At 74.8% G+C, this 24,784-nt stretch carries 26 protein-coding genes and 1 pseudogene; 12 read left to right on the forward strand and 15 right to left on the reverse strand.

Features of this window, described 5'->3' with window-relative positions; all coding sequences use genetic code 11:
• Positions 1 to 103: 103 nt before the first annotated feature.
• Complete coding sequence (locus IG64_RS01805) at positions 104 to 823, reverse strand: TetR/AcrR family transcriptional regulator (protein ID WP_037851161.1); 720 nt, start codon at positions 821 to 823, stop codon at positions 104 to 106.
• Between the two features lie 196 nt (positions 824 to 1,019).
• Between IG64_RS01805 and IG64_RS01810 the strand changes: the two genes are divergently transcribed.
• Together IG64_RS01810 and IG64_RS01815 are read left to right on the forward strand one after the other, a co-directional pair.
• On the forward strand, positions 1,020 to 2,645 hold the full coding sequence (locus IG64_RS01810; protein ID WP_037851163.1) for an amidohydrolase: 1,626 nt from the start codon (positions 1,020 to 1,022) through the stop codon (positions 2,643 to 2,645).
• 162 nt (positions 2,646 to 2,807) lie between these two features.
• Positions 2,808 to 3,227, forward strand: a complete 420-nt coding sequence (locus IG64_RS01815) for an anti-sigma factor antagonist (protein ID WP_037851166.1) — start codon at positions 2,808 to 2,810, stop codon at positions 3,225 to 3,227.
• Here the strand turns inward: IG64_RS01815 and IG64_RS01820 are convergent.
• The 7 genes from IG64_RS01820 to IG64_RS01850 form a co-directional block, all read right to left on the reverse strand.
• Entirely contained in the window at positions 3,193 to 4,164 is a 972-nt protein-coding gene (locus IG64_RS01820; RefSeq protein WP_037851168.1) for a ribose-phosphate diphosphokinase, read from the reverse strand. The two genes, IG64_RS01815 and IG64_RS01820, sit on opposite strands and share 35 nt — an antisense overlap.
• 64 nt (positions 4,165 to 4,228) lie before the next feature.
• Complete coding sequence (locus IG64_RS01825) at positions 4,229 to 6,010, reverse strand: complex I subunit 5 family protein (protein ID WP_037851170.1); 1,782 nt, start codon at positions 6,008 to 6,010, stop codon at positions 4,229 to 4,231.
• Positions 6,010 to 6,357 carry a sodium:proton antiporter gene (locus IG64_RS01830; RefSeq protein ID WP_037851311.1) on the reverse strand — a complete coding sequence of 116 codons (348 nt, stop codon included), beginning with the start codon at positions 6,355 to 6,357 and terminating at the stop codon, positions 6,010 to 6,012. Before IG64_RS01830 ends, IG64_RS01825 begins: the two co-directional genes overlap by 1 nt.
• A gap of 19 nt (positions 6,358 to 6,376) precedes the next feature.
• Complete coding sequence (locus IG64_RS01835; protein WP_037851173.1) at positions 6,377 to 7,117, reverse strand: MnhB domain-containing protein; 741 nt, start codon at positions 7,115 to 7,117, stop codon at positions 6,377 to 6,379.
• A complete protein-coding gene (locus IG64_RS01840; protein ID WP_037851174.1) occupies positions 7,114 to 7,377 on the reverse strand; it encodes a Na(+)/H(+) antiporter subunit B in 264 nt (87 codons plus the stop codon). Before IG64_RS01840 ends, IG64_RS01835 begins: the two co-directional genes overlap by 4 nt.
• A complete protein-coding gene (locus IG64_RS01845) occupies positions 7,370 to 7,822 on the reverse strand; it encodes an MrpF/PhaF family protein (protein WP_037851176.1) in 453 nt (150 codons plus the stop codon). The genes IG64_RS01840 and IG64_RS01845 overlap by 8 nt, the downstream gene beginning before the upstream one ends.
• Positions 7,819 to 8,001 (reverse strand): hypothetical protein, encoded by a 183-nt coding sequence (locus IG64_RS01850; protein ID WP_037851178.1) that lies wholly within the window; start codon positions 7,999 to 8,001, stop codon positions 7,819 to 7,821. Before IG64_RS01850 ends, IG64_RS01845 begins: the two co-directional genes overlap by 4 nt.
• A gap of 283 nt (positions 8,002 to 8,284) precedes the next feature.
• On the opposite strand from IG64_RS01850, the gene IG64_RS01855 reads away from it, so the two are divergent.
• On the forward strand, positions 8,285 to 8,872 hold the full coding sequence (locus IG64_RS01855; protein ID WP_037851180.1) for a VanZ family protein: 588 nt from the start codon (positions 8,285 to 8,287) through the stop codon (positions 8,870 to 8,872).
• 209 nt (positions 8,873 to 9,081) lie between these two features.
• The gene (locus IG64_RS01860) at positions 9,082 to 10,344 is read left to right on the forward strand and encodes a lectin (protein ID WP_037851182.1); all 1,263 of its coding nucleotides are present in this window, start codon (positions 9,082 to 9,084) and stop codon (positions 10,342 to 10,344) included.
• A 61-nt stretch (positions 10,345 to 10,405) separates the two neighbouring features.
• Here the strand turns inward: IG64_RS01860 and IG64_RS01865 are convergent, their stop codons facing one another.
• A complete protein-coding gene (locus IG64_RS01865; RefSeq protein ID WP_037851184.1) occupies positions 10,406 to 10,636 on the reverse strand; it encodes a hypothetical protein in 231 nt (76 codons plus the stop codon).
• 76 nt (positions 10,637 to 10,712) lie between these two features.
• Positions 10,713 to 11,525 carry an SDR family oxidoreductase gene (locus tag IG64_RS01870; protein ID WP_051812246.1) on the reverse strand — a complete coding sequence of 271 codons (813 nt, stop codon included), beginning with the start codon at positions 11,523 to 11,525 and terminating at the stop codon, positions 10,713 to 10,715.
• A gap of 191 nt (positions 11,526 to 11,716) precedes the next feature.
• On the opposite strand from IG64_RS01870, the gene IG64_RS01875 reads away from it, so the two are divergent.
• From IG64_RS01875 to IG64_RS01890, 4 genes and pseudogenes are all read left to right on the forward strand, one after another.
• On the forward strand, positions 11,717 to 12,754 hold the full coding sequence (locus IG64_RS01875; RefSeq protein ID WP_037851186.1) for a PHP domain-containing protein: 1,038 nt from the start codon (positions 11,717 to 11,719) through the stop codon (positions 12,752 to 12,754).
• A gap of 110 nt (positions 12,755 to 12,864) precedes the next feature.
• Positions 12,865 to 13,521: an HAD family hydrolase gene (locus IG64_RS01880; RefSeq protein WP_037851188.1), complete on the forward strand. Its 657-nt coding sequence runs from the start codon at positions 12,865 to 12,867 to the stop codon at positions 13,519 to 13,521.
• An 87-nt stretch (positions 13,522 to 13,608) separates the two neighbouring features.
• A pseudogene (locus tag IG64_RS01885) lies at positions 13,609 to 14,859 on the forward strand (FUSC family protein); the annotation flags it as partial.
• A 513-nt stretch (positions 14,860 to 15,372) separates the two neighbouring features.
• Positions 15,373 to 16,347 carry an SDR family NAD(P)-dependent oxidoreductase gene (locus tag IG64_RS01890; protein ID WP_037851189.1) on the forward strand — a complete coding sequence of 325 codons (975 nt, stop codon included), beginning with the start codon at positions 15,373 to 15,375 and terminating at the stop codon, positions 16,345 to 16,347.
• 80 nt (positions 16,348 to 16,427) lie between these two features.
• Here IG64_RS01890 and IG64_RS01895 read toward each other — a convergent pair whose 3' ends face one another.
• Positions 16,428 to 17,402 (reverse strand): alpha/beta fold hydrolase, encoded by a 975-nt coding sequence (locus IG64_RS01895; RefSeq protein WP_078883718.1) that lies wholly within the window; start codon positions 17,400 to 17,402, stop codon positions 16,428 to 16,430.
• Positions 17,403 to 17,589: 187 nt separating this feature from the next.
• On the opposite strand from IG64_RS01895, the gene IG64_RS01900 reads away from it, so the two are divergent.
• The gene (locus IG64_RS01900) at positions 17,590 to 18,618 is read left to right on the forward strand and encodes an SDR family oxidoreductase (RefSeq protein WP_037851190.1); all 1,029 of its coding nucleotides are present in this window, start codon (positions 17,590 to 17,592) and stop codon (positions 18,616 to 18,618) included.
• Between the two features lie 238 nt (positions 18,619 to 18,856).
• Here the strand turns inward: IG64_RS01900 and IG64_RS01905 are convergent, their stop codons facing one another.
• The 3 genes from IG64_RS01905 to IG64_RS01915 form a co-directional block, all read right to left on the reverse strand.
• The gene (locus IG64_RS01905; RefSeq protein WP_051812248.1) at positions 18,857 to 19,051 is read right to left on the reverse strand and encodes a hypothetical protein; all 195 of its coding nucleotides are present in this window, start codon (positions 19,049 to 19,051) and stop codon (positions 18,857 to 18,859) included.
• A 110-nt stretch (positions 19,052 to 19,161) separates the two neighbouring features.
• Entirely contained in the window at positions 19,162 to 20,094 is a 933-nt protein-coding gene (locus tag IG64_RS43010; protein ID WP_324609550.1) for a DUF6624 domain-containing protein, read from the reverse strand.
• Positions 20,091 to 20,621, reverse strand: a complete 531-nt coding sequence (locus tag IG64_RS01915) for an ATP-binding protein (RefSeq protein WP_051812250.1) — start codon at positions 20,619 to 20,621, stop codon at positions 20,091 to 20,093. Before IG64_RS01915 ends, IG64_RS43010 begins: the two co-directional genes overlap by 4 nt.
• Before the next feature lie 374 nt (positions 20,622 to 20,995).
• Here IG64_RS01915 and IG64_RS01920 point away from each other — a divergent pair, with 374 nt between their 5' ends.
• From IG64_RS01920 to IG64_RS01930, 3 genes are all read left to right on the forward strand, one after another.
• Positions 20,996 to 21,862 (forward strand): helix-turn-helix domain-containing protein, encoded by an 867-nt coding sequence (locus IG64_RS01920; protein WP_234438347.1) that lies wholly within the window; start codon positions 20,996 to 20,998, stop codon positions 21,860 to 21,862.
• A 4-nt stretch (positions 21,863 to 21,866) separates the two neighbouring features.
• The gene (locus IG64_RS01925; protein WP_051812252.1) at positions 21,867 to 22,145 is read left to right on the forward strand and encodes a DUF397 domain-containing protein; all 279 of its coding nucleotides are present in this window, start codon (positions 21,867 to 21,869) and stop codon (positions 22,143 to 22,145) included.
• Between the two features lie 333 nt (positions 22,146 to 22,478).
• Positions 22,479 to 23,288 carry an SAM-dependent methyltransferase gene (locus IG64_RS01930; RefSeq protein ID WP_037851191.1) on the forward strand — a complete coding sequence of 270 codons (810 nt, stop codon included), beginning with the start codon at positions 22,479 to 22,481 and terminating at the stop codon, positions 23,286 to 23,288.
• Positions 23,289 to 23,423: 135 nt separating this feature from the next.
• Here the strand turns inward: IG64_RS01930 and IG64_RS01935 are convergent, their stop codons facing one another.
• Complete coding sequence (locus IG64_RS01935) at positions 23,424 to 24,710, reverse strand: ROK family transcriptional regulator (RefSeq protein WP_037851192.1); 1,287 nt, start codon at positions 24,708 to 24,710, stop codon at positions 23,424 to 23,426.
• Positions 24,711 to 24,784: the final 74 nt, after the last annotated feature.

Here is a 24,784-nt window from a genome sequence, read left to right on the forward strand (position 1 = left end):
GTCCGACGCGGACGGCGGGGACACCGCGCCCCGCCGTCTCGCCCGCCGCCCCCGCCTGCCGCCCCCTGCGGGTCCGGGCCCCGCTCCCGGACCCGCAGGGGGCTCAGTCGTCTCCTGCGGCGCGGATCTCCTCCAGGCGCGCCGCCGCCGCGTCCAGCAGGAGGTCCAGCGCGGCCGGGTACGCGCTGCGGCCCATGTCGGTGACCAGGTGGCGGGCGGTGGCGGCGATGTGCGGGTGCGTGCCGGCGGGCAGGCGGGCGTACGTGGCCCGCCACACGGTGTCCTCCGCCTCGCGCGCGGCCCGGGGCAGTGCGCTGCTCGCGGAGTCCAGCGCGCCGAAGGCCAGCGCCTGGTCGACGTAGGCGTGGTAGACGCGGACGGCCTCCTCGTCGGGGAAGCCCGCGCCGCGCAGCACGCCGAGGATGGACTCCACGGTCCGGATCTCGTGGACCCGGCCGGTGACCCGGTAGGAGCCGAGGACGGCGGCCCGGGGGTGGGCGAGGGCCCCGGCGTGCATGCGCAGCCCGAGTTCCCGCAGGTCGTGACGCCACTCGCCGGTGGGACGCCAGGCGCGCAGCGAGCGGCCGATGAGTTCGTCGGCGATGGCGAGCATCAGGTCGTCGGTGTGGCGGAAGTAGCGGTACAGCGAGCTGGGGTCCGCGCCCAGGGCGCGGCCGAGGCGGCGCACCGACAGGGCGTCGGCGCCGTGTTCCTCGATCAGCCGCAGCGCGGTGGCGACGATGAGTTCCTCGGACAGGACGACACCCTGCTTGGTGGGGCGTCTGCGCCGGCGTGCGGCGGGCGGGACGACGCGTTCGCTCATCGGGACCTCCGCTGCCTTCCGGTGGTGCTGTGCGCTGTGCCTTCTCCGCCTCCGGGGCCTCCGGTGCCTTCGGGGCGGGCTCGGGAGGCACCTTATGACAACACCGTTGACCTGTCGTGAGGGCCGGCAGTTTCATGTGCGTGCACCGGGGCCGGCAGGGCTCCTCCCTACGGGCCGCGCTCAAGGAAAGGCACCCATGCACGCAGATCTCCTCTTCACCGGTGGTCCCGTCCTCACCCCGGCCGGCCGCACCGCGAGCGCGGTGGCCGTCACCGGCGACCGCATCACCGCCGTCGGGCACGACGAGGTTCGGGAGCTGGCCGGGCCGCGCACCGAGGTCGTCGAGCTGGCCGGGCGGCTGCTGCTGCCCGGTTTCCAGGACGCCCACGTCCATCCGGTGCCGGCCGGGAGGGAACTGGCCCAGTGCGACCTGACGGGGGCACTGACCGCCGAGGAGACCGTGGCCCGCGTGCGCGCCTACGCCGAGGCCCACCCGGAGCGGGAGTGGATCCTGGGCGGCGGCTGGTCGATGGAGGCCTTCGAGGGCGGCACGCCGGCCAAGGAGCTGCTGGACGCCGTGGTGCCCGACCGGCCGGTCTACCTGCCCAACCGCGACCACCACGGCGCCTGGGTCAACAGCCGTGCCCTCGCCCTGGCCGGGCTCACCCGCGGCACGCCGGACCCGGCGGACGGGCGGATCGAGCGCGACGCCCGGGGCGAGCCGAGCGGCACGCTCCAGGAGGGCGCGATGCAGCTGGTCGGCCGCCACGTGCCGCCCGCCGGCCCCGCCGACCGGCTGGCCGCCCTGCTGCACGCGCAGCGCCGTCTGCACGCGCTCGGCATCACCGCCTGGCAGGACGCGCTCGTCGGGGACTTCCTGGGCATGGAGGACCCCTCCCAGGCGTACCTGACCGCCGCCCGGGACGGCTCGCTCACCGCGCGTGTGCGCGGCGCCCTGTGGTGGGACCGGGGGCGCGGTCCCGAGCAGATCCCCGAACTGGTCGAGAAGCGGGCCGCGCTGAGCCACGGCCGGTTCCGGGCCGGGAGTGTGAAGCTGATGCTGGACGGGGTCGCGGAGAACGGGACGGCGGCGCTCCTGGAGCCGTACCTGGACCGCTGCGGCTGCGCCACCGCCAACCGGGGCACCCGGTTCATCGACCCCGGCCGCCTTGCGGAGTACGTCACCGCGCTGGACGCCCTCGGTTTCCAGTGCCACTTCCACGCGCTGGGCGACGGGGCGGTGCGGGACGCGCTGGACGCCGTGGAGGCCGCGCGCGCGGCGAACGGGCCGAGCGACACCCGCCCGCACCTGGCGCACCTTCAGGTGGTGCACCCCGACGACGTCCCCCGGTTCGCCCGGCTGGGCGCGACGGCCAACATCCAGCCACTGTGGGCCGCGCACGAACCGCAGATGGACGAGCTGACGATCCCCTTCCTCGGCGCCGAACGGGCCGCGTGGCAGTACCCGTTCGGGGCGCTGCTGCGGGCCGGGGCGGCGCTGGCCGCGGGCAGTGACTGGCCGGTCAGCAGCCCCGACCCGCTCCAGGGCATCCACGTGGCGGTCAACCGGCGGGAGCCCGGCAGCCGGGCGCCGGTGTTCCTGCCCGCCGAGCGCATCGGCCTGGCGGAGGCGGTCAGGGCCTACACGGCGGGCTCGGCCCGGGTGAACCACCTGGACGACACGGGCGAGGTGCGCGAGGGGGCGCTCGCGGACCTGGTGGTGCTGGACCGTGACCCGTTCGCCGGTGCGCCGGAGGAGATCGCGGACACGAAGGTGCGGGAGACGTACGTGGGCGGGGTGCGGGTGTTCGCCGCCGAGTGAGGCGGAGCCCCGCCGGGAGGCCAACGGCAATTCACAGACATATGTCAATCGAACATGCTGGAATTCACTCCAACGAGGGTAACTTGCAGGACGAGGGCGGGCAGTGCGCTCCCTGAGCGCGCCCCCGCCGCAGCGAACCCACCGGTTGGAGGCGAAGTCGTCGTGGCGAACGCACCCGCACCCGCGCCACCCGCCCGGCAGCTGCGCCTCCGCAGGCACCGCGGGTACACCGTGCTGGAGCTCCACGGGGAGATCGACATCGCCTCCGCCATGCGGATCCTGCCGCGCCTGGACCGGGTCACCGCCCGGCCGGGGGCGCGGGTGGTGATCGACCTGAGCGCAGTGGAGTTCTTCGACTGCTCCGGGCTGCGCCTGCTGCACCGGGCCCGGATCCGCGTCCTCGGCCAGGGCGGGGAACTGCTGCTGGTGTGCACGCACCCGCTGACCCTGCGGGTGCTCGCCGTCACCGGCCTGTCCCGGCACCTGCCCCCGCGGCCGACCCTGGACGCCGCCGTGGACGCCGCCCCCGCCCGGCCGCAGGCCCGCTCTACTCGTCCCGCGGCGCGTCGAAGAGCGCGCTGACCGACTCCCCGTTGTGGATCCGGCGCACCGCCTCGGCGAGCGCGGGGGCGATGGACAGCACCCGCAGCTTGTCCCCGTGGGCCCGGTACTCCGCGTGGTCCTCCAGCGGCACCGGGACGGTGTTGGTGCACACGATCTCCAGCACGTCGCTCTGCTCGGTGAGCCGTTTCAGGGCGCCGGCCGCGAACAGGCCGTGCGTGCAGGCGATCCGGATCGAGCGCGGCCCCGACTCGCGCAGCCGGTCCAGGAGTTCCAGCACCGTGCTGCCCTTGGCGATCTCGTCGTCCAGCACGATCACGTCCCGCCCGGCGACATCGCCGATGACCGAGCTGATCGTCACCCGGTCGTCGGCGTAGCGCTGCTTGGCGCCCGCGGCCACCTGGGCACCGATCATCCGGGCGAAGGCGGCGGCCTCCTTGGCGTTGCCGAGGTCGGGCGAGACGACCGTGGTGCGGGTCAGGTCGTACTGCCTGAAGTGCGCGGCCAGTTCGCGCAGGGCGTGCAGGTGGTCGACCGGCACCGTGAAGAAGCCGTGCACCTGCGGCGCGTGCAGCGTCATCGCCAGGACCCGGCTCGCGCCCGCCGCGACCAGCAGATCGGCCACCAGCCGCCCGCCCAGGGAGATGCGCGGGGCGTCCTTCTTGTCGGAGCGGGCGTAGGAGTAGTGCGGCATGACGACGGTGATGCGCCCGGCGGAGGCGCCGCGCGCCGCGTCGCACATCAGCAGCAGCTCCACCAGGTGCTCCTGCACCGGTTTGACCAGGGGCTGGATCAGGAACACGTCCCGTTCCCGGCAGTTGGCCTGCAACTGCACCTCCAGGCAGTCGTTGGCGAACCGGCTGACCCGGGTGGGGCTGAGCGGCACACCCAGGTGCGCGCAGACCTCCGCCGCCAGGTCGGGATGGGCACTGCCGCTGAACACCGCGATGTCTCGCACGATCCGCTCCTCGCATGATCATTCCGGACTGCCGGGGCTCATGCTACTGACCGGGCGGGAGGGGTCACCCCAGGACGCCGGGCAGGGCCAGCGCACCGAGCAGCGCGGCCCCGACCAGCAGCCAGGCCACGTAGTCGCCGACGTGCCCCGACTGCAGGCGCCGCAGCGGCAGCGCCCAGTCCGGTGCGGCCAGCAGCCCCGGGCGGGCCACGGCCACCGCGGCGAGCGCGACCGCCAGCAGGGTGGACAGCAGGTCCAGCAGGACACCGCTCGCCGTCCACCGCACCGAGGAGAACACCCCCCAGGTCCCGGCCTCGTCGACGGCGTGCCCCACCCGGCCGGCGAAGCCGGGGACCGCGCCGACGGCGAGCGCCGCGGCGAGCAGCACGGCCGGGACCGTGCGCATGGTCATCGGGACCTCGTCCAGCCGCTGCCTGGTCTCCGGCTCCTCACCGGAGCCGGACGTCTCGTCCTCGTCGCGTTCACCGCCGTCCCGCCCCTCGGGCCGGGGTCCGAGCCCGAGGAAGACCCGGACGGCGACGCGCAGCACCGCTCCCCCGGTGAGGGCGGAGGCCGCGACGTAGAGCACGGTGAGCGGGCCGCCGACGGCCTCCTCGCTCACCGCCTTGCCGAGGCCGGTGCCGAACGGCGGCAGCCCGGCCAGGGCCAGCGCCCCCACGGCGAACATGATCCCGACACCGCGCAGGCGCCGGGCGCGGCCGTGCAGGTAGAACTCGTCGACGCTGCCGTAGCGGTCGAGCAGGATGCCCGCGCAGGCGAACAGTGCGGCCTTCACACCGCCGTGGGCGAGGACGTACAGCGCGGTGCCGTCGTCCGCCCCGGCCTTCAGTACGCCGATGCCGATCAGGAACAGGCCGGTGTGGGAGATGGTGGAGAAGGCGAGCAGTCGCTTGATGTGCCGCTGGTACCAGCACATGACCGAGCCGACGGCCGCGGTCAGCACGCCGAGCACCACCAGCGCCCGCGTCGCGTCGGCGGCGGGGACGCCGCCCGGCCCGGAGAAGACGGTGCCGTACACCCGCCAGACGCCGTAGACGCCGAGTTCCACCATCACCCCCGACAGCAGCATGCACACGGGGGTGGGCGCGACGGCGTGCGCGTCCGGCAGCCAGAACTGGAAGGGCACGGCGGCGGCCTTCACCAGCAGGCCGGTCAGGAACAGCACGAAACCGGCCAGGGCCAGCGCGTCGGGGCCGTGGTGCCCGGCGGCGGCGTCCAGTCCCCGTCCGATCTTCGCCATGGCCAGTTCGCCGGTGCGGGCGTAGAGCAGGGCGATGCCCATGAGCATGAAGTAGGCGCCGAGCGAGTTGACGACGCCGAAGGTGAGGCCGCCCTGCACGGCCTTGGCCTCGTCGATGCGGTATCCGGTCAGCGCGTACGCGACGACGCTCATCAGCTCGAAGAACACGAAGGCGTTGAACAGGTCGGCGGCGATCGCGAACCCGCACATGCCGCCCTGGAAGAGCAGCATCAGCGCGGGGAAGGAACCGGCGTGACCGCGCGGCGGCTCGTCGAAGTAGTGCCAGGAGTACGCCAGCGCGGCGAGCGTGAGCAGCGAGACGAGTGCCGCCATGCCGAGGCTCGCGCCGTCCCCGGTCACGACGATGCCGACGCTCTCGCCGCCCACCGGGAACCAGCCGCCCACCCACTCCGTGAGCGGCGGCGAGGAGCCGGCGAGCAGCCAGATCGCCAGCGCGGCGGTGCCGGCGCAGACCAGGGAGGCGAACGCCTCGGCGGCGGGGCGGGGCAGACGGCGCCCGCCGGCGACGAGGAGGGCCGCGCCCAGCAGCGGGACGGCGGGCAGCAGCGGCAGCAGACGGAGCATCAGCCGCGCAGCTCCCTCAGCTCGTCGGGGTCCACCGTGCCGTGCCGCTTGGAGATCTGCACCGTCAGCGCGAGCAGCAGCGCGGTGACCGTGGCGCCGACGACGATGTCGGTCAGCGTGAGCGCCTGCACCAGGGGGTCCACCACGGGCCGCGAGCCGGGCGCGATGTCGGAGAAGACGGGCGCGGTGCCGCCGTCGCGGTACCCGACCGCCAGCAGCAGGATGTACGTCGCCGACTGGCACACGGCCAGGCAGCCCACGGCGTGGATCAGGTTCCGGCTGGTGGCCAGCCCGTAGCAGCCGACCAGGAACACGTAGGCGGCCACCAGGTACGGAAGGACGTGCATGACGTCGCTCACGGCGCGCTCACTCCCCCTTCTCCTCCTCGATCTCGACGGCCTGGTCCAGGAAGCGGGCGAGCAGCACGACGACGGCGCAGGCGACCTCCATGCCGATGGCCGCGTTCAGCAGCGGGACGGTGCCACCGGAGGACAGCGTGTTGAACGTCCCGTACGGCAGCAGGGTGTTGGCGAGGAACGCGGTGCCCGTGAGGACTCCGGCGAAGCCGAGGACCAGGTAGGCGGAGGCCGACAGCGCGTCGCCGATCTCGTACGCGTCGACGGGGCGTACGCGTTCGAGGGCGGCGTAGTCGGCGCCCAGGTACATCAGGTGCAGGGCGGTCGCGGCGACGACCCCGCCCTGGAAGCCGCCGCCGGGGCTGAGCTGGCCGTGGGCGACGACGTAGAGGCCGGTGACCAGCGCGACGGGCAGCACGGCCAGGGCCCAGCGGCGTACGGGGGCGGCGACCTCGGAGGGCAGGGGCGGATCGCGGTGTTCGTCGCGGGCCTGGCGCAGCAGGACGACGCAGCCGAGGACGGCCGCGAAGAGGATCGTCATCTCGCCCATGGTGTCGAAGGCCCGCTGGTCGAAGTTGACGGAGGCGATGGTGTTCGCGATGTGCCGGGACAGGGAGGCGCCGACCGCACGGTCGCCGTAGGGGTGCCGCGGGCCGCCGAACGCGGGCAGCCGCAGACAGGCCGCGACGAGCAGCGCGGCCAGAGCGCCGCCGCCGAGGAACACCAGCCACAGGCGGGCGCGCGGGGTCACTGCCTGCCGTTCTTGCCGTGGGCGGAACGCCGCCGGACCTTGCGGACCGAGAGCATGATGAGCAGCGGGGTGAGGGCGGAGCCCACGGCGAGCTGGGACAGACCGACGTCGGGTGCCTGCAGGACCGTGAAGAGCACGGCGAGGGCGGTGCCGAGGACGGACAGGACGAGCGCCTGGCGCGCGGGGTCGCGGTTGGCGACGGCGGCGGTGGCGCAGCCGGCGACGGCGAGCAGGGCCACGACGACGAGCGCGTCAGCCACGGCTCACCCCCGGGAAACCGCCGGACAGGGCCCGCGAGGCGAGGAGGTTCCCGCCGACCAGCAGCGCCCCGACGATCAGGAGCTTCACCATGGCCCGGCCGGGTCCGGCGACCACGCACAGCACCAGCACGACGGCCGCGCCGGCGCCGGCACAGGCCCAGGTCGCCGCCCAGGCCTGCGGGGGGTCCTCGGCGAGTTCGTCGGCGAGCAGCCGGGCGAAGACCAGGGTGCCGACGGGGCCCAGCAGGGCCAGGAGCAGGGCGAGGTCGACGTAGGAGGTGCGCCCGTAGCCCTGGGAGAGCAGGAGCAGGCCGGGACAGACCAGGGCGGTGGAGAGGTTCTGCGCGACGACGCGGCGTCCCAGCGGGCCGGTGGCGACGCCCCACAGGGTCGTGCCGAGGCCGACGGCCAGGACGGCCGCCGCCGCGACGAGCCAGCCGTTCACCTGCGGCTCACCGCCCGCCGTCCGGCCCGTGCGACCAGCGCGCCGACGCCCGCGGCGCAGGCGCCGACCACCCACTCCAGGGTGTAGACGGTGCTGATGAGCATGAGCCACAGCACGACGAGCGCGGCCCACCAGGCCAGCACCTCGCCCACCGCGAGGAGTGTCGTACGCGGGTTCAACCGGCACCTCCCCGGGCTGGTTCCGCTGCCGTGTGCTGCCTTGCCGTGCTCTGCCTTGCCGTGCGCTGTTGCGCTGTGCTGTCACGTTCCCTGACGCCGTTTCCCCGGCATCCAAGCACCGCCCCGGCCGCGGGGCGCGCGGCGGCGCGCGGGTCCGGTGCCCGGATGCCCCGACAGCAGCAACGGAAACCGGTGGCCCGGCCGGCCCGCCCGGTCCTGCATCCCGGGGCCGTTCGCGGGTAACCGGCCCAGCAGCAGGCCGACTTGGCGTACGGAGGATGACATGAGCAGGATCGCCTTCCACCCGCTCACCGTGTTCCGTTCCCGCTCGGCCGGGTCCCGGCCCGCCGCGCGAGGCGGGGAGGCTCAGAGCGCGAAGGCGCAGGACGCGCGGGACGAGCCGCACGGCCGCAGGCCCCTGCCGTGGCCGCTGCGCCTTCCCGCGATGGCGTGCGCCTTCGTGTTCATGGTGGCGTTCGCCGTGGTCCTGGCCCGGCTGACGCTCCAGCCGTCGCCCTCGTCGGTGTCCTTCGTGCACACGAACCTGCACCCGGGCCGGTCGCTGCGGGCCTACCTGAACGAGCCGGGGCTGCGGGACGCGGTCCAGCAGATCGGCGGGAACCTGCTGCTCGGGGTGCCGTTCGGCGTGCTGGTACCGGTGGTCGCGCCGCGGGCGCGCGGGCTGTTGCGCGTGCTGCTGCTCACCGCGCTCGTCATGCTCCTGGTGGAGTTCGCGCAGGGGGCGCTGATCACCGGGCGGGCGTTCGACATCGACGACGTCATCCTCAACACGACCGGTGCGCTGGCCGGTCACCTCCTGCTCGGGCGGCGCATGGGCCGGGCCGTGCACGCGCGCAGGCGACACGGGTGACACGCGACACGGGTGGCACGCGACACGGCTGAGACGGGGTGCGGGTGCCAGCAGGACCCGGCGCGGGCTCCGCCCCAGGTACCGACCACTCCGGCACGGAGTATTGACGCCCCCTTAATTCACCACTTGAATCAAGGGGCACCCCCTCTCCTTGTCCCCCCACGACTGCCGCGCGCCCGCGCACGGGCCGCCGCACGGAAGGGAGTTCCGTGACCTCCCCACGCCTGCTCCGCAGATGCCTCCTCGCCGCCCTGTCCACCGTGCTCGCCGGCGCCGCCGCCGTCGGCCCCGCGCGGGCGCAGGCGGCGGGCGCCTCGGCCCGCTCCGGGGCCGCCACCGCCGCCTCGACCGCCGCCGTGACCGCGTTCTCCGACACCTTCGACGGACCCGCGGGCGCCGCCGTCGACCCCGCCAAGTGGCAGACGGAGACCGGTGACAACGTCAACAACCACGAACGGCAGTACTACACGGCGGGTACGCGCAACGCCGCCCTGGACGGCCAGGGCCACCTGGTCATCACCGCCCGGCGCGAGAACCCGGCCAACTACCAGTGCTGGTACGGAACGTGCCAGTACACCTCGGCACGGCTGAACACCTCGGGGAAGTTCACCGCGCAGTACGGGCACGTCGAGGCGCGGATGAAGATTCCGCGCGGGCAGGGCATGTGGCCGGCGTTCTGGATGCTCGGCACCCCGGTGAACTGGCCGGACTCGGGCGAGATCGACGTCATGGAGAACGTCGGGTACGAGCCCTCGACCGTGCACGGGACCATCCACGGCCCCGGCTACTCCGGTTCGGGCGGCATAGGCGCCGCCTACACCCTGCCGGGCGGCCAGGCCTTCGCCGACGCCTTCCACACCTTCGCCGTGGACTGGGCGCCCGGCTCGATCACCTGGTCGGTCGACGGCACCGTCTACCAGCGGCGCACACCCGCCGACCTGGGCGGGAAGACCTGGGTGTTCGACAAGCCGTTCTTCCTCATCCTGAACCTGGCGGTGGGCGGCTACTGGCCGGGCGACCCGGACGGCTCCACCGGCTTCCCGCAGCAACTCGTCGTGGACTCCGTCTCGGTCACCACGGGCGGCACGTCCGCCGGCGGCGCCATCCGCGGGCTCGCCGGCAAGTGCGTGGACGTCGCCGGGGCCAACTCCGCCAACGGCACCCCGGTCCAGCTCTACGGCTGCAACGGCACCGCCGCCCAGCAGTGGACGGTGGGCTCCGACGGCAGCCTGCGCGCCCTCGGCAAGTGCCTCGACGTCACGGGCAACGGCACCGCGGACGGCGCCACCGTCCAGCTGTGGGACTGCACCGGCGGCCCGAACCAGAAGTGGGCGGTCTCGGCGGCCCACGACATCGTCAACCCGCAGGCCGACAAGTGCCTCGACGTCACGAACAACTCCTCCGCCGACGGCACCCGCCTGCAGATCTGGACCTGCACGGGCGGCGCCAACCAGAAGTGGACGGTGGGCTGAGTCCGGCGCGGCCGGACGCGGTGGGCGGCGGGAGGCGCGCGGCCGGCGCCGGGCGGCCTCGTCAGTGCCAGGTGAACTTGTCGCCGCCCACCCAGCGGACCACGTCCGGGTCGTCCAGGTCGTGGACGGTGATGCCGAACGCGGCCGCGGCCTGGAGGACGTCGGTGACGCTCTTCGCCTCGCCGATCACCTCGCCGTCGATCTCCATGATGCGGAACGGCGGGTCGGCCCGCTGGACTCCGAGCACCATGATCCGCGGTCGGGAGATGTAGGGACTCGCGCTCTCGGTCATGTCTTCAAGCGTAGATCGTGCCGGGTGCGGGCGGAGCCCGGGCCGTGCCGGGTGCCGGCGGCGGCCCCGGGCCGTCTCAGGGGCGCCGCCAGTCGTCGCCGGTCAGGTGGGAGCCGGCCATCGGGCCCATGCGCAGCATCCCGCCGTCCACGCTCCAGGACGCCCCGGTGACGTAGGAGGCGTCGGGACCGGCGAGGAACGCGATCACGGCGGCGACCTCACGGGCGTCGCCCGGGCGGCCGAGCGGCACGCCCGGGCGGTGCTCGGTCCGTACGTCCGTGTCCTCCTGGCCGGTCATGGGCGTGGCGATCTCACCGGGCGCCACCGCGTTCACGGTGATGCCGTGCTCGGCCAGTTCCAGGGCCATCACCTGGGTGAGCAGTCCGAGGCCGCCCTTGGCCGCGCAGTACGGGGCGGCGCCCACCCGGGGCTGGTGCTCGTGCACCGAGGTCACGTTGACGATGCGGCCGCCGTCGCCCTGCCGGATCATCCGCCGGGCCGCCTTCTGCCCGCACAGGAACGGGCCGACGAGGTCCACGTCCAGCACCTCGCGCACGTCCTCCAGACGCAGGTCGACGAAGGGCGTGGCGGTGCCGGTGCCCGCGTTGTTGACCAGTACGTCGATCCGGTCGCCGAGCGCGCCGGCGAGTTCGTCCAGGGCGTCCGCGGCGGCGGGCAGCCGGGTGAGGTCCATCCGGGCCACGGCGGCCCGGCGCCCGTGCGCGCGGACCTCCTCGGCGGTCTCCTCGGCCCCCTTCTCGTCGCTGTGCCAGGTGATGCCGATGTCCAGCCCCGCCTCGGCCAGACGGACGGCGGTGGCGCGGCCGATGCCGGAGTCGGCGCCGGTGACGACGGCCACCCGGGCGGCCTGCGACGAAGCTGCGGACATGAGACCTCCTGCGGTACGGGATCGCCGTACGGACCCGGACGCCGTACGGGCGGTTTCGTCGTGCACGGGATCGTCGTGCGGACGGGGCATCGCAGTACCCGGGGACGTCCGGGGCAAACGGGAGGGGGCCGCCGGTGCCGGTGCGGGTGCGGGTGCGGCCGGGGCGGGCAACCCTGGGGGTGGAGGTGGCGATGGACCCCGTCGAGGCGCTGGACCGGATCGCCTTCCTGCTGGAGCGGTCCCGGGAGCCGACCTACCGCGTGCGCGCTTTCCGCACGGCGTCGCGGGTGGTGGCCTCGCTGCCCGCCGGGGAGGTGGCGCGGCGGGCCTCGGACGGGTCGCTGGAGTCGCTCAAGGGGGTCGGCCCGAAGACCGCCCAGGTGGTGCGCGAAGCGCTGACCGGGGAGGTGCCCGGCTATCTGCGGAAACTGGAGGGCGAGGCGGACCGGCCGCTCACGGAGGGCGGCGAACGGCTGCGGGCACTGCTGCGGGGCGACTGCCACCTGCACTCCGACTGGTCCGACGGGGGCAGCCCCATCGAGGAGATGGGCCGGGCCGCCGCGGCCCTCGGACACGAGTGGGCGGTGCTGACCGACCACTCGCCGCGGCTGACGGTGGCCCGCGGGCTGTCGCCCGACCGGCTGCGCGAGCAGCTCGACGTGGTGGCCCGGCTGAACGAGACCTGGGCGCCCTTCCGGCTGCTCACCGGCATCGAGTGCGACATCCTCGACGACGGCTCCCTCGACCAGGAACCGGAACTGCTCGAACGGCTGGACGTGGTGGTCGTCTCGGTGCACTCCAAGCTACGGATGGACGCCCGTGCGATGACCCGCCGCATGGTGGCCGCCGTACGCGACCCGCACTCCGACGTCCTGGGGCACTGCACCGGACGGCTGGTGACGGGGCGGGGGCGGCCCGAGTCGGAGTTCGACGCGGACGAGGTGTTCGCCGCGTGCGCCGAGACCGGCACCGCCGTGGAGATCAACAGCCGCCCGGAGCGGCTGGACCCGCCACGCCGGCTGCTGCGCCGCGCGGTGGAGGCGGGAACGCTGTTCTCCGTCGACACCGACGCGCACGCGCCCGGACAACTGGACTGGCAGATCCACGGCTGCGCGCGGGCCGAGGAGTGCGGGGTGCCGCCCGGACGCGTGGTGACCACCTGGTCCCTGGACGAGCTGCTGGCCTGGGCCCGGGAGCGGCGGACGCCGACCGGAGTGAGGGACGGCTGACGTGGTACCCGCACCGGTGCCGCCGGCCCGCCGACCCGCGGGCTCCGCCGGCACCACCGACTCTCGGGAGATCTCCCAGGAGACCTCTCCACCAGAAGGGAACACACCGGATGGACCGTGCCGCCGTCTTCGATGTCGACGGAACGCTCGTCGACACCAACCACCTCCACGTCACCACCTGGTGGGAGGCGTTCCGGCAGGCGGGCCACCGGGTCCCCATGCACGCCATCCACCGCTCCGTCGGCCTGGGCTCCACCGACCTGATCGCCCATCTGCTCGGCGACGACCGCGACGAGGAGCAGGACGCGGCCCTGAGCGACGCCCACAGCACGCTCTACGCCCAGTACTTCGACCGGCTGCCGGCCCTCGAGGACGCCGGCCGGCTCCTGCGCCACCTGCACAAGGCCGGCTGGACGGTGGTCCTCGCCACCTCGGCGAGCGGTGCGGAACTGGGCGCGCTGCGCCGGGCGATCGACGCGGACGAGGCCATCACGGCCACCGCGAGCGCCGACGACGTCGAGGCGGGCAAACCGGCGCCCGAACCGGTGCAGCACGCCCTGGAACTCGCCGGTGTGCCCGCGGAGCGCGCGGTGTTCGTGGGCGACACCGTCTGGGACATGCGGGCCGGCAGCCGGGCCGGGGTGCGCTGCGTGGGCGTGCTGTGCGGCGGCATCCCGCGCGCCGATCTGGAGCAGGCCGGTGCGCAGGCCGTCTACGACGACCCCGCGCACCTGCTCGCCTCCCTCGCCGACAGCCCGCTGGCCTGACGTGCCCCGACGGCACGGCGGGCCGCCGCCCGGGAATGTGACGCACGCCCCGCATGAGACACCGCGCCGCGCGGATACCCGGGCACGATGACGGGCGTACCGGAAAACCCAGCACCCACTCCCCCGCCGGACCGCCACTCCCCGCGCCGCGGCGCGCGGCGCGCGGCCCGTGCCCCCGGCGGGCGGCTCGGCGCCCGCTGCTGCCGCGCCGTCGGCGAGGAGGCGCGCCGCGTCGGCCGCTCCCTGCGGGCCGTGGTGCGCGGCCCCGGCCGGGAACGCGACCTGGTCGTGCAGTCGCTCAAGGCCGCCGCGGCGGCGCTGCTGGCCTGGGTGGTGGCCAAGGTCTGGCTGGGCGACCCGATGGCCCTGATGGCACCGTGGGTGGCGCTGGTCATGGTGCAGGCCACGGTGTACAGCTCGCTGCTGCGGGCGGGGCAGCAGTGCGCGGCGATCGGCGCGGGGACCCTGCTCGCCTCGGGCGCGCAGGCGGTCACCGGTGGCACCCTGTCCGCGCTCGCGCTGTCGCTGCCGGTGCTGATGCTGCTGGCCAACTGGTCACGCTTCGGCGACCAGGGGATCTACGGTGCCACCACCGCCGTGTTCACCCTGGCGACGGGCAGTGTCTCCGTCGCCTCGGTGGGGCACCGGCTGTGGCAGACGGCGCTCGGCGCGGTGATCGGCCTGGCCGTCAACGCCTTCGTCCTGCCGCCCATCCACCTGCGGGACGTGCGGGAGAACCTCGCGGCGGTCGCGCGGGAGGCGGGCGACGTGCTGTGCGCGGTCGCGGGCGGTCTGCGCGGCGGTGACTGGGACGGCGGGACGGCGGCCGAGTGGTCCCGTGGCTCGGCCCGGCTCGAACGCCGCCTGGAGACGCTGCACTCGGCCCGGCGCTGGAGCCGGGAGAGCCTGCGCCTGACCGCCGGTCCGCTGCGTGCGCTGCGCCGGCCGCCGTCGCCCGTGCCGCCCGAGACGGAGGACGAGCGCTGGAGCCGGGTCACCGGGCACGTACGGGCGCTCACCCGTACGCTCGCGGTCGCGGCCGACCAGGACCGCGCTCCGGAGCGGCCGGATTCGGCGGTGCTGCGGACCTACGCCGACCTGCTGGAACTGATCGCGCGGGCGTGTCACGCGGAGAGCGGCCGGCTGCTCGGCGCGGACACCGCCGACGAGAGCGGCGGCGGGGAGCCGGAGGCGAAGCGGGGGGAGCTGCACCGGCGGCTGCAGGACGGGCTGCGGGAGCACGCGGGCCGGGCGGCGGCCCCGGTCACGGTGCTGGGGTCGCTGCTGCTGCAGGCGGAGAGCCTGTGGGCGGAGACCGTCCCGGGCGCCGCGTCCGGCGCGGCACCCGGCCGGGCGCGGGGCCGGGAGGGGGAAGCCGGGCCGGCGCGGGACGCGGAGGCGGAACCCGCGTCGGCGCGGGACGCGTCTCCGGCGGACCCGGGACCGGGCTCGGCACCCGAGCGGGCATCGCGCCCGGCATCCGACCCGGCAACGGGCCCGGCACCGGGACCGTTGTCCGGCCCGGCGTCGCGTACCGCCGCGGAGTGAGCCGGATCACCCCAAAATGCGGCAGAGCCAGGAACACCGGGCGCCCCTGCGCCGTTGAACCCCACGTGGGTGCGGATGGGACAGTGTCCCCGGGCCTCACCTATTGCCCACAGGGACGATCGTTCGGCTGAAGCCCTGTGGAGCGTCTCGCCGAGAGGCGACCGCCATGCGTGCCCACACCAGGTCCGCCCCGGCCGTGATTCCCCCGTCCGGCCGGGGCTTTCCCCTGCCCGCCCCCGCCGGCCGCGGCTCGCCGGGTGCGCCCTTGACTTCGAGAGCACTCCAATCCGTAGCGTTCCGCGCATGAGCACTACGCCACAGCACAAGATCGGCTCCGGCTTCGGGGCGGCCAGCACCGCCGACGACGTCCTGCGCGGCATCGACCTCACCGGCAAGCTGGCGCTCGTCACCGGCGGCTACTCCGGCATCGGTCTGGAGACCACCCGGGCACTGACGAAGGCGGGCGCCCGCGTTCTCGTCCCCGCCCGCCGTCCCACCGCCGCGCAGGAGGCGCTGCACGGGATCGAGGGTGCCGAGACGGACACCCTCGACCTGGGCGACCTGGACAGTGTCCGCGCGTTCGCCGAGCGGTTCCTGGCCTCCGGCCGCGCGGTCGACCTCGTCATCGACAGCGCCGGGATCATGGCGTGCCCCGAGACCCGGGTCGGGCCCGGCTGGGAGGCCCAGTTCGCGACGAACCACCTCGGTCACTTCGCCCTGGTCAACCGTCTGTGGCCGGCGATCGAGGCGGGCGGCGGCCGTGTCGTCTCGGTCTCCTCCCGCGGCCACCACTTCTCCGGGATCCGCTGGGACGACGTCCACTGGCGCGGCGGCTACGACAAGTGGATGGCCTACGGCCAGGCCAAGACCGCGAACGTCCTGTTCGCCGTCCACCTCGACCGGCTCGCCCGGGACGCCGGTGTCCGCGCCTTCGCCCTGCACCCCGGCGCCATCATCACCCCCTTGCAGCGCCATCTGTCCCACCAGGAGATGTTCGAGCGCGGCTGGGTGGACGAGCGGGGCGTCCCGCTGAACCCGGAGGGCTTCAAGAGTCCCCAGCAGGGCGCGGCCACCCAGGTCTGGGCGGCGGCCTCCCCCCAGCTGGACGGCCTCGGCGGCGTCTACCTGGAGGACTGCGACATCGCCGAGCCGGTCCCGGACGAGGGGGCCCACCCCAGCGGCGTCAAGCCCTGGGCGACCGACCCGGAGCAGGCGGCCCGTCTGTGGGCGCTGTCGGCCCGGCTGACGGGGGTCGACGCGTTCGCCGGACGCTCCTGAGCGCGCACGCGCCGTGACGGCGGCCCGGCGGGCCACCGCCGGGCCGTCACCGCCGGGCCGTCACCGTCCGGCCGGCGCCGTCAGGCCGTCCGGGGAGCGCCCGCCACGCCCACCGCGACTGCCCCGGTCTTCGCCGGGTCCGTCGCACTCGCCGGGTCCGTCGTGCTCGCCGTCTCCGCGCCGGTGGCCGTCTCCGTCCCGTCCGTCCTGCCGGTCGTACCCGTCGTACCGGTCATGAAGGAGTACAGGTCCTCGGTGAGGCGGTCGGCGTGCGTGACGTACAGGCCGTGGCCGCCGCCGTCGTACACCTTCAGGGTGCTGCCGGTCACCAGGGCGGCGGTCCGGCGGCCCGTGGCGGAGAGCGGGGCGGACGTGTCCTGACTGCCGTGCACGACGAGGACCGGCAGGTCGAGCCTCGCCGTCTCCGCGGCGACGTCCACCGTGGCGACCAGCTCGTTGACGGCGTCCGCCGCGTGGGCCGTGCACACCAGGGCCTGGTCGACGACGTGGCGGACGTACTGCGGCGACACCTCGTTGCCGGGCCGGCCGAGGGCGAAGTAGGGGGCCGCCCCCTCCTCGTAGAACGCCGCCCGGTCCCTGCGGAAGACCTCGTGGGAGGCCCGCATGACCTCCGGGTCCCAGCCGTCGGGGTGACCGGCCGAGCGGACGACGCCCGGTGCGATGCCGGCGACGAAGGCGGCCCGGGCGACCCGATCGGTGCCGTGCCGCGTCAGGCAGCGCACGATCTCCGCGCTGCCCAGGGAGTGCCCGACGAGCGTCGCCGCCCGCAGGTCCAGACGGTCGAGCAGGCCGTGCAGATCGTCGGCGAGGGTGTCCAGGTCGAACCCGCCCCAGACGTCGTCCGAGCGGCCGTGGCCGCGCCGGTCCAGGCCGACGCAGCGCACGCCCCGGCGCGCCAGCGGCAGCATCTGGAACTCCCACATCCCGGTGCCGAAATAGGCGCCGTTCACGAAGACGGCCACGGGGCCGTCGGCCGGCCCGTAGTCGACGAAGTGCAGGCGGGTGCCGTCGGCGGGGCTGGTGAAGTACGGCATGGCGGACCTCCCGGAGAAGCGGTTGCGGGGGCGGGTGGTGGCGTTCGGTGACGTCGTGCGGTGATGTCGTTCCCCATCGTCGCGGCGCGCCCTGGCCGGGTCGATTACCCGCGGGGTCATGCCGGGTCGACCCGCGGGGAGCGGGTACTCGGGCCCCGCACTCGACCGTCCCCGGAAGGAGCCGAACGTGAGCAGCGTGTCGGGCAGCAGGATCGTCGTCACGGGCGCCACCGGCAATGTCGGGACGAGCGTCGTCCGTCTGCTCTCCGAGGATCCGGAGGTGGCCTCGGTACGGGGCCTGGCCCGCCGGATCCCGCGGTGGTCGCCGCCCAGGACGGAGTGGGCGCGGGTCGACATCGCCTCGGAGCAGGCGCCCCTGGCCGCGCAGTTCGAGGGCGCGGACGCGGTGGTGCACCTGGCGTGGGCGTTCCAGCCGACGCACGATCCGGCGACGACCTGGCGCACGAACGTCCTCGGCGGCATCCGTGTCCAGGAGGCCGTGGCCGCCGCCGAGGTACCGGTGCTGGTGCACGCCTCCTCGGTCGGGGCGTACTCACCGGGGCCCAAGGACCGCGCCGTCGACGAGTCGTGGCCGACCCACGGCTGGCCGGACGCCGCGTACACCCGGGAGAAGGCGTACCTGGAACGGGCCCTGGACACGTTCGAACGGGACCACCCCGGCGTCCGGGTGGTCCGGATGCGGCCGGGCTTCCTCTTCAAGGCCGAGTCCGCGAGCGAGCAGCGGCGCATCTTCGGCGGCCGGTTCCTTCCGGGGCCGATGGCGCGGCCCGAGCTGCTGCCGTTCCTGCCCGACATCCCCGGCCTGCGCGCCCAGGTCCTGCACACGGACGACGCCGCCCGCGCCTACCTGCTGGCGCTGCGCCACGAGGTGCGCGGTGCCTTCAATCTGGCCGCCGACCCGCCGCTGGACGCGCGGGTGCTCGGCGAGCTGCTCGGCACCCGGCCCCTGCGGCTGCCGCGCACCGCCGCGCGCTCCGCGATCGCGGCGGCCTGGGGCCTGCATCTGCTGCCGGCCTCCCCGCACCTGTTCGACGCGGTGCTGCGGCTGCCCCTGATGGACTGCACCCGGGCCCGCACGGAACTCGGCTGGCGCCCGCAGCACACGGCGACCGAGGTCATGGAGGAGTTCCTGCGGGGCCTGCGGCGCGGCGAGGGCGCGGACACGGAGCCGCTGCGCGGCCGCAAGGTGGGATGAGCCGGTCGCCGGGCCGGGGTGAACGGGGCGGGCGCGGTGCGAGTCCGGCGGGCGGGCGCAGGCGTGGGTGGGCACCCGCGCGGGCGCGGGACGGCGAGGGGGCACCCGCCCGCTCGTCAGCCACCGGCCCGCCGGCTCATCGGCTCTCCCCGAGGGTCGCGCTCGCCCCGCCCCGGGACGACGGGGTACCGACCGGGGTAGGACAGGCGCCCGTGGAAGGCGGGGCCGGCGGAGGGCGTCAGGCGGACGGTTCGTCCGGTGCGGGGTGTTCCTCGTCGGCGCCCGGGACGTCGTCGCGGGCGGTCCCGTGGGCGGGCCGCTCCTCGCGGGCCGGTTCGGACGCGGAGGACCGCGCCGTCTCCCAGGGGTCCTCGTCCACGTCCGCCTGCTGGTCCGGCATGTCCCGCGGAACGGGCGAGCGGTGTCCGGTCACGATGTACTCCTTCGCGGGTCGGCGCGTGGCACTGCGGCCGGCCGCACGGCGTGCGGCCGACGCGCGGGTACCTCCCCGGTGACCTGCGAAACCTTCGGTGCCCAGGTCCCTCAGCCGGGCAGCCGCAGCGCCCTCATCTGTTCCTCCATCGGGCCGAGCCCCACGTCCTGGCGGCGCTCGTCGAGGCTCCCGGGCAGGCGGACGGGATACGGGCGCAGCGTCGCGGGGTCGATCCGGGTTCCGTAGAACTGGGGTTCGCCCAGATCGACGGCGCAGTGGTCGGCGATGTAGGCGAAGTGGACGGCCGGGCAGCGGCCGTCCGCCGTGGCCTGGGCGATCAGGTCCCGGCAGCGCAGCCGCAGGTCCAGCCCGGGAGCGTGCAGCAGGATCATCAGCGCGGCGGTCGACGCCCGCATGCCCACGGTGTCGGCGGCCGGCCAGCCGTGGCGGCGCACGATCTCCTCCAGCGCGTCGGCGTTGTCGCGGTGGCAGCGGGCGACCTTGTGCCGGCGTTCCGGCGTGGGCGCGGCGCCCGCCTCCCGGGTCAGCCTGCGGTCCTGGTCGGCCCGGCGCAGCAGTTCGTCCGCCAGCGAGGCGTTCTCGGCGGTGCCGGCCGGGACGCCGCCGGCCGCGTACATCGCCGACAGGGCCCGCCACAGGTGTCCGTCCGGTGTCCCGCCTCCGGTGCGGGCGGCCGGCGTCCCGTGTTCCGCCTGCCCGTTGCCGGTCCGCCGGCGGTCGGTGCGGCCGTGCTCCGGCCGCTCCGCGGGCGCGTCGCCCGTCCCGGGGCCACGCCCGGCGGCCGGGACGGCGCGCGCCGAGGCCGCGCGCCTGGCGTACAGGGCCGTCAGCGCCTGCCGCAGCCCCTCGCCCCCCGGGGCGTTGCGCTGCGTGCCGTACGCCGTGCCGGCCGACGCGTCACCCGCCGGGCCCGGGCACCGCTCACCGGCCGCCGGGCCGCCGGCGTTCCCCGGATCGCCGGGGGCCGGACCGGGACGGGCCACGGTGTCCACTCCCGCGGTGCGCAGGGGGCTGTCCGTCATGACGCGGCACCTCGCAGGCTCAGGGTGAACCAGACTCTCTTGCCGGGGGTGCCGGGTTCGGGCGGCGCGAGGCCCCAGTCGTCGGCGAGCGCGGCCACGATGGCCAGTCCGCGGCCCGACTCGGCGGCGGCGTCCGCCGCCCGGCGCCTGGGCAGCAGCGGCGAACGGTCGGCCACCGTCACCCGCAGGGTGCGCGCGGTGCGCTCGACGGTGAGGGTGACGGTGTCGCGCGGGCCGCGGCTCGCGTGCCGGACGGCATTGGCGAACAGCTCGTCCGTGGCCAGGACCGCGCTGTCGCACTGGTCGGCCGACAGCCGCAGCCGGGCGAGGTGCTGGGTCACCATGCGCCGGACAGCCGAGGCCCAGGAGGGGTCGGCGGGCACCGTGGAGCACAGGCGGGCCGGCTCACCGCCGTGCCCGGGCGGGCCGCCCGGCGGGACGTCCTCGCCCAGGGACGCCGCGGCGTCCTCCTCGTGGCGTGCCGGGGCGGACGAAGGAGCCCGCTGCGGGACCCGGGAGCCGGTCATCGCCGCTCCTGACACGGTGTCAGGCAATGGCCGTCGCCGCGGCCGGGCCGGTGCGCACCACCCGCCCCGACCGAGGTTCTGTCGCGGCTCTCCGACTGTCCGTCGGTCACGGTGGTCATCCAGCTCTCGCCTCGCAGTCCCGTACGGCCGCAGAGCCGTACCGCACCTGTCGGAACATCAGTTCCCATGCCCGCGCCCGGAGTTGGCCGTGATGAAGGCCTTCCGGATGAGGGCTTCCCGGATCACTATGATGTGGCACACACTCGGCTCGCAACCTGCGTTCTGATAATTTCAGCCAGCTCGGCATCACCCTGTCGGGGTCGCCCGGAGCGTGGCACACTGCACGCTGTGACAGCCGCTCCGGGAGGTCAGAGGTGAGTGAGAACCGCTCCGGCGGCAGCGCACCCACTGTCCTGCGGATGGTTCTCGGCAAGCGCCTGCGGCAGTTACGGGAGCGGGCCGGGGTGTCCTTCGAGGACGCCGCGCGGGCCATCGAGGTGACCCCGCTGACCGTCCGCCGCATGGAGAAGGCCGAGGTCGGCCTCCGCATCCCGTACGTCAAGGAGTTGCTGCGCACCTACGGCGTCCCGGCCCCGGAGATCGACGACTTCGCCGCCATGGCCCGGGAGGCCAACCAGCCCGGATGGTGGTACACGTACCGCGACGTGCTGCCCGAGTGGTTCAAGGCCTACGTGAGCCTGGAGAGCGAGGCCAGCGTCATCCGCCTGTACGAACCGCACTACGTTCCGGGCCTGTTGCAGACGTTCGACTACGCCGTCGCGCTGCTGCGCGTCGGTTTCCCCAACGAGTCCGAGGAGGAACTCGCCCGCCGCGTGGACCTGCGCCTGAGACGGCAGGACCTGCTCGCCAAGCCGGACGCCCCGGCCGTGTGGGCCATCCTGGACGAGACCGTGCTGCGCCGTCCCGTCGGCGGCGCCGAGGTGATGCGCGCCCAGGTGGACCGGCTGCTGGAGGCCGTGCGCAGGCCCAAGGTGAGTATCCAGATCATGCGTTACTCCGTGGGGGCCCACCCGGGCGCCTACGGTCCCTTCCACCACTTCCGCTTCGGTTTCTCCGAACTGCCCGACATCGTCTACGCCGAGAACCTCACGGGCTCCGTCTACTACGACCGGCGGCCGGACGTCGGCGCGTATCTCGAAGTACTGGACCGGATGGCGGTCCAGGCGGAGCCGGTCGCACGGACCGAGGAGATCTTGGCCGAACTGCGTAAGGAGTTGTGATCCCATGGCACCCACCGCGTCACGGAACCCCGAAGGCCCGGCGCCCGAGGGACCGGTCCGCAACGGCATGCCCGCGGGCGAATTGGGCACCGAGGGCTGGCACAAGCCCTGGAGCGGCACCAACGGCGGCTCCTGCGTCGAGGCCAAACGCCTGCCCGACGGCCGGGTCGCCGTGCGCCAGTCCACCGACCCCGGGGGGCCCGCGCTGATCTACACCCGGGAGGAGATGCTCACCTTCCTCCAGGGTGCCAAGGCCGGCCTGGCGGACTTCCTGGTCGACTGACCGGGTCTCGGTCCGCACCGCACCGCCCCGGCACGCCGGCCGGCGCCACCGGACCCGGGCCGCGGCGGTCCGGGTCCCGGCCGGACCGGACCCGGGCCGCAGACCGGCCCGACCCCCGGGACCGCCCGCACGCCGCCTCCCGCCGTGCGGGCGGTCCCGTCTGCGTGATGTGCCGCACGGGGCGCCTGCGCGCGGCCCGGCCCCGGGACGCCCCGCGTGCGCACCGGCGCCCGGTGCCGTGCCCGCGCCCGTCGCACGGCGCGAACTGCGGGCGCGCGCACGGAAGTCGGCGGTATTTTGAACCCCCCGCGCGACGCACGGCAGGAGACCTCTATGACGGACGGCCGGCCCACCCCCGACCAGGACGCGTTGTCGAAGATCGACACCTCGGTGCCCCACTCGGCCCGCATCTGGAACTACTGGATGGGCGGGAAGGACAACTACGAGGTGGACCGGATCGCGGGCGACGCCTACCGGGAGCACGCGCCCACCATCGAGACGATGGCGCGCGCCTCCCGCCAGTACCTGATCCGCGCCGTGACCCACGTGACGGCCGGACTCGGCATCCGCCAGTTCCTCGACATCGGCACCGGACTGCCCACCTACGACAACACCCACCAGGTCGCCCAGCGCATCGCCCCCGAGGCGCGCATCGTCTACGTCGACAACGATCCGCTGGTGCTCCGCCACGCCCAGGCGCTGCTCACCAGCACCCCCGAGGGCGTCACCGAGTACATCGACGCCGACCTGCACGAGCCCGAGCGGATCCTCGAACGGGCCGCGAGGACCCTGGACTTCGGCCGGCCGGTCGCCCTCATGCTCATGGGCATCCTGGGCCACGTCCAGGACCACGAGGAGGCGAAGTCGATCGTCCGCCGCCTCCAGGCCGCCCTGCCCTCCGGCAGCTGCTTCGTCCACTACGACAGCACCGACACCGACCAGGCGCTCAAGGAGGCCCAGCAGGGCTACGACGACACCGGCGCGGTCCCGTACGTGCTGCGCAGCCCGGAGCAGTTGGCCGCGTACTACGAGGGCCTGGAACTGCTGGAGCCGGGCATCGTCTCCTGCCCGCTGTGGCGCCCGGAGCCCGGCAGCACGCCGGAGCCGACGGACATCTACGGCGGCGTGGCCCGCAAGCCGTGACCCGGTGAGCCGACCGGCCCCCGATCCCGCCCGGGTGCAGTGCGGCGCCCGCGACGACGGCCGCCGGGCCGCCCCTCCCGCCACGACCCGCGCTCCTCCAGGGCCGGCGGGACCTGCGCCCCTCCCCCCGGGCCGCTAGGACCTGCGCTCCTCCAGGGCCGCCTGCCAGGCCGGGGGCCGTGCCTCGGGCACCGGTTCGGCACGGCGGCCACCGCGGGCGAAGAAGCCGGCGAGCGGCAGGATCGCGGCGCCGACGGTGACCGCGTCGGGGCCGAGGCGGCCCAGTTCGACGGTCACCTTCTCGGCCGGGTGACGCAGCGCGTACGCCGTGGCGTGGCGGCGCACGGCGGGCAGGAAGCGGGCGCCGAGCTGGAGGCCCGCCCAGCCGCCGATGAGGATGCGCTCCGGCTGGAAGAGGTTGATGAGGTCGGACAGGCCCGCGCCGAGGTACTCGGCGGTCTCCTCCAGGACGGCGAGCGCGACCGGGTCGGCGGCGGCGCCGTCCGCGGGGTAGGCGGCGGCCAGCATCGCGGTCAGCGCGGTCTCCTCGTCGGTGCCGCGCGGCGGCTGCCCGCCCTCCTCGCGCCAGCGGGCCAGCAGCGACTCCGCGCCCGCGTACGCCTCCAGGCAGCCGAGCGCGCCGCACCGGCAGCGGCGCCCCCGTACGCGTACCGTCAGGTGCCCCCATTCGACGGCGCGTCCCCGCTCCACCTCGGGTGTGACCAGGCAGGCGCCGACGCCGGAACCGAAGAGCACCACGACCGCGTTGCCCGCGCCGCGCCCGGCGCCGAACCACATCTCGGCCTGCCCCAGGGTCTTGGCGCCGTTGTCGATGAGGCAGGGCACGCTGTCGGGCAGTCCGCAGGCGGTGCGCAGCAGCGTCTCCAGGGGCACCGCGTCCCAGCCGATGGTCTGGCCGTGCACGACGGCGCCGCGGTCCGGGGTGTGCTCGACGATGCCGGGGACGCCGATACCGACGCCGAGAAGGCGTTCCGGGAGGAGTCCGGTCGCCTCCAGGACCTCCGCGACGCCGTCCCGGATGTGACCGGTGATCACCTCGACGTCGTAGCGCTGGGCGGCGAGCGGCCGCTCGGTGCGGGCCAGTTCGGTCAGGGTCAGGTCGAACAGTTCGACGCGGACGCGGGTCTCGCCGACGTCCACACCGATCATGTGCCCGCTGCCCGGGACCACCCGCAGCAGGGTGCGCGGGCGGCCGCCGTCGGAGTCGACGCTGCCGGCCTCCTCCACCAGGCCGTCGGCGACCAGGTCGGCGACGACGTTGCTGACCGAGCCCGAGCTGAGGCCGGTCGCCGGACCGAGTTCGAAGCGGCTGAGGGGGCCGTCGAAGTACAGCCGCTGCAGCACGGCCGTGCGGTTGGCCCGCCTGAGATCGCGCACCGTGCGCCCGTTCCGCCCCGCCATGTGGCTCCCTCGTCCGACACCCGGCGATCCGCCCCGCCCTGTCCGACCTGCAACATACCTCTGCCGCCCGTCCG

It is taken from the genome of Streptomyces sp. NRRL S-340, assembly GCF_000720185.1.
Classification (GTDB): domain Bacteria; phylum Actinomycetota; class Actinomycetes; order Streptomycetales; family Streptomycetaceae; genus Streptomyces.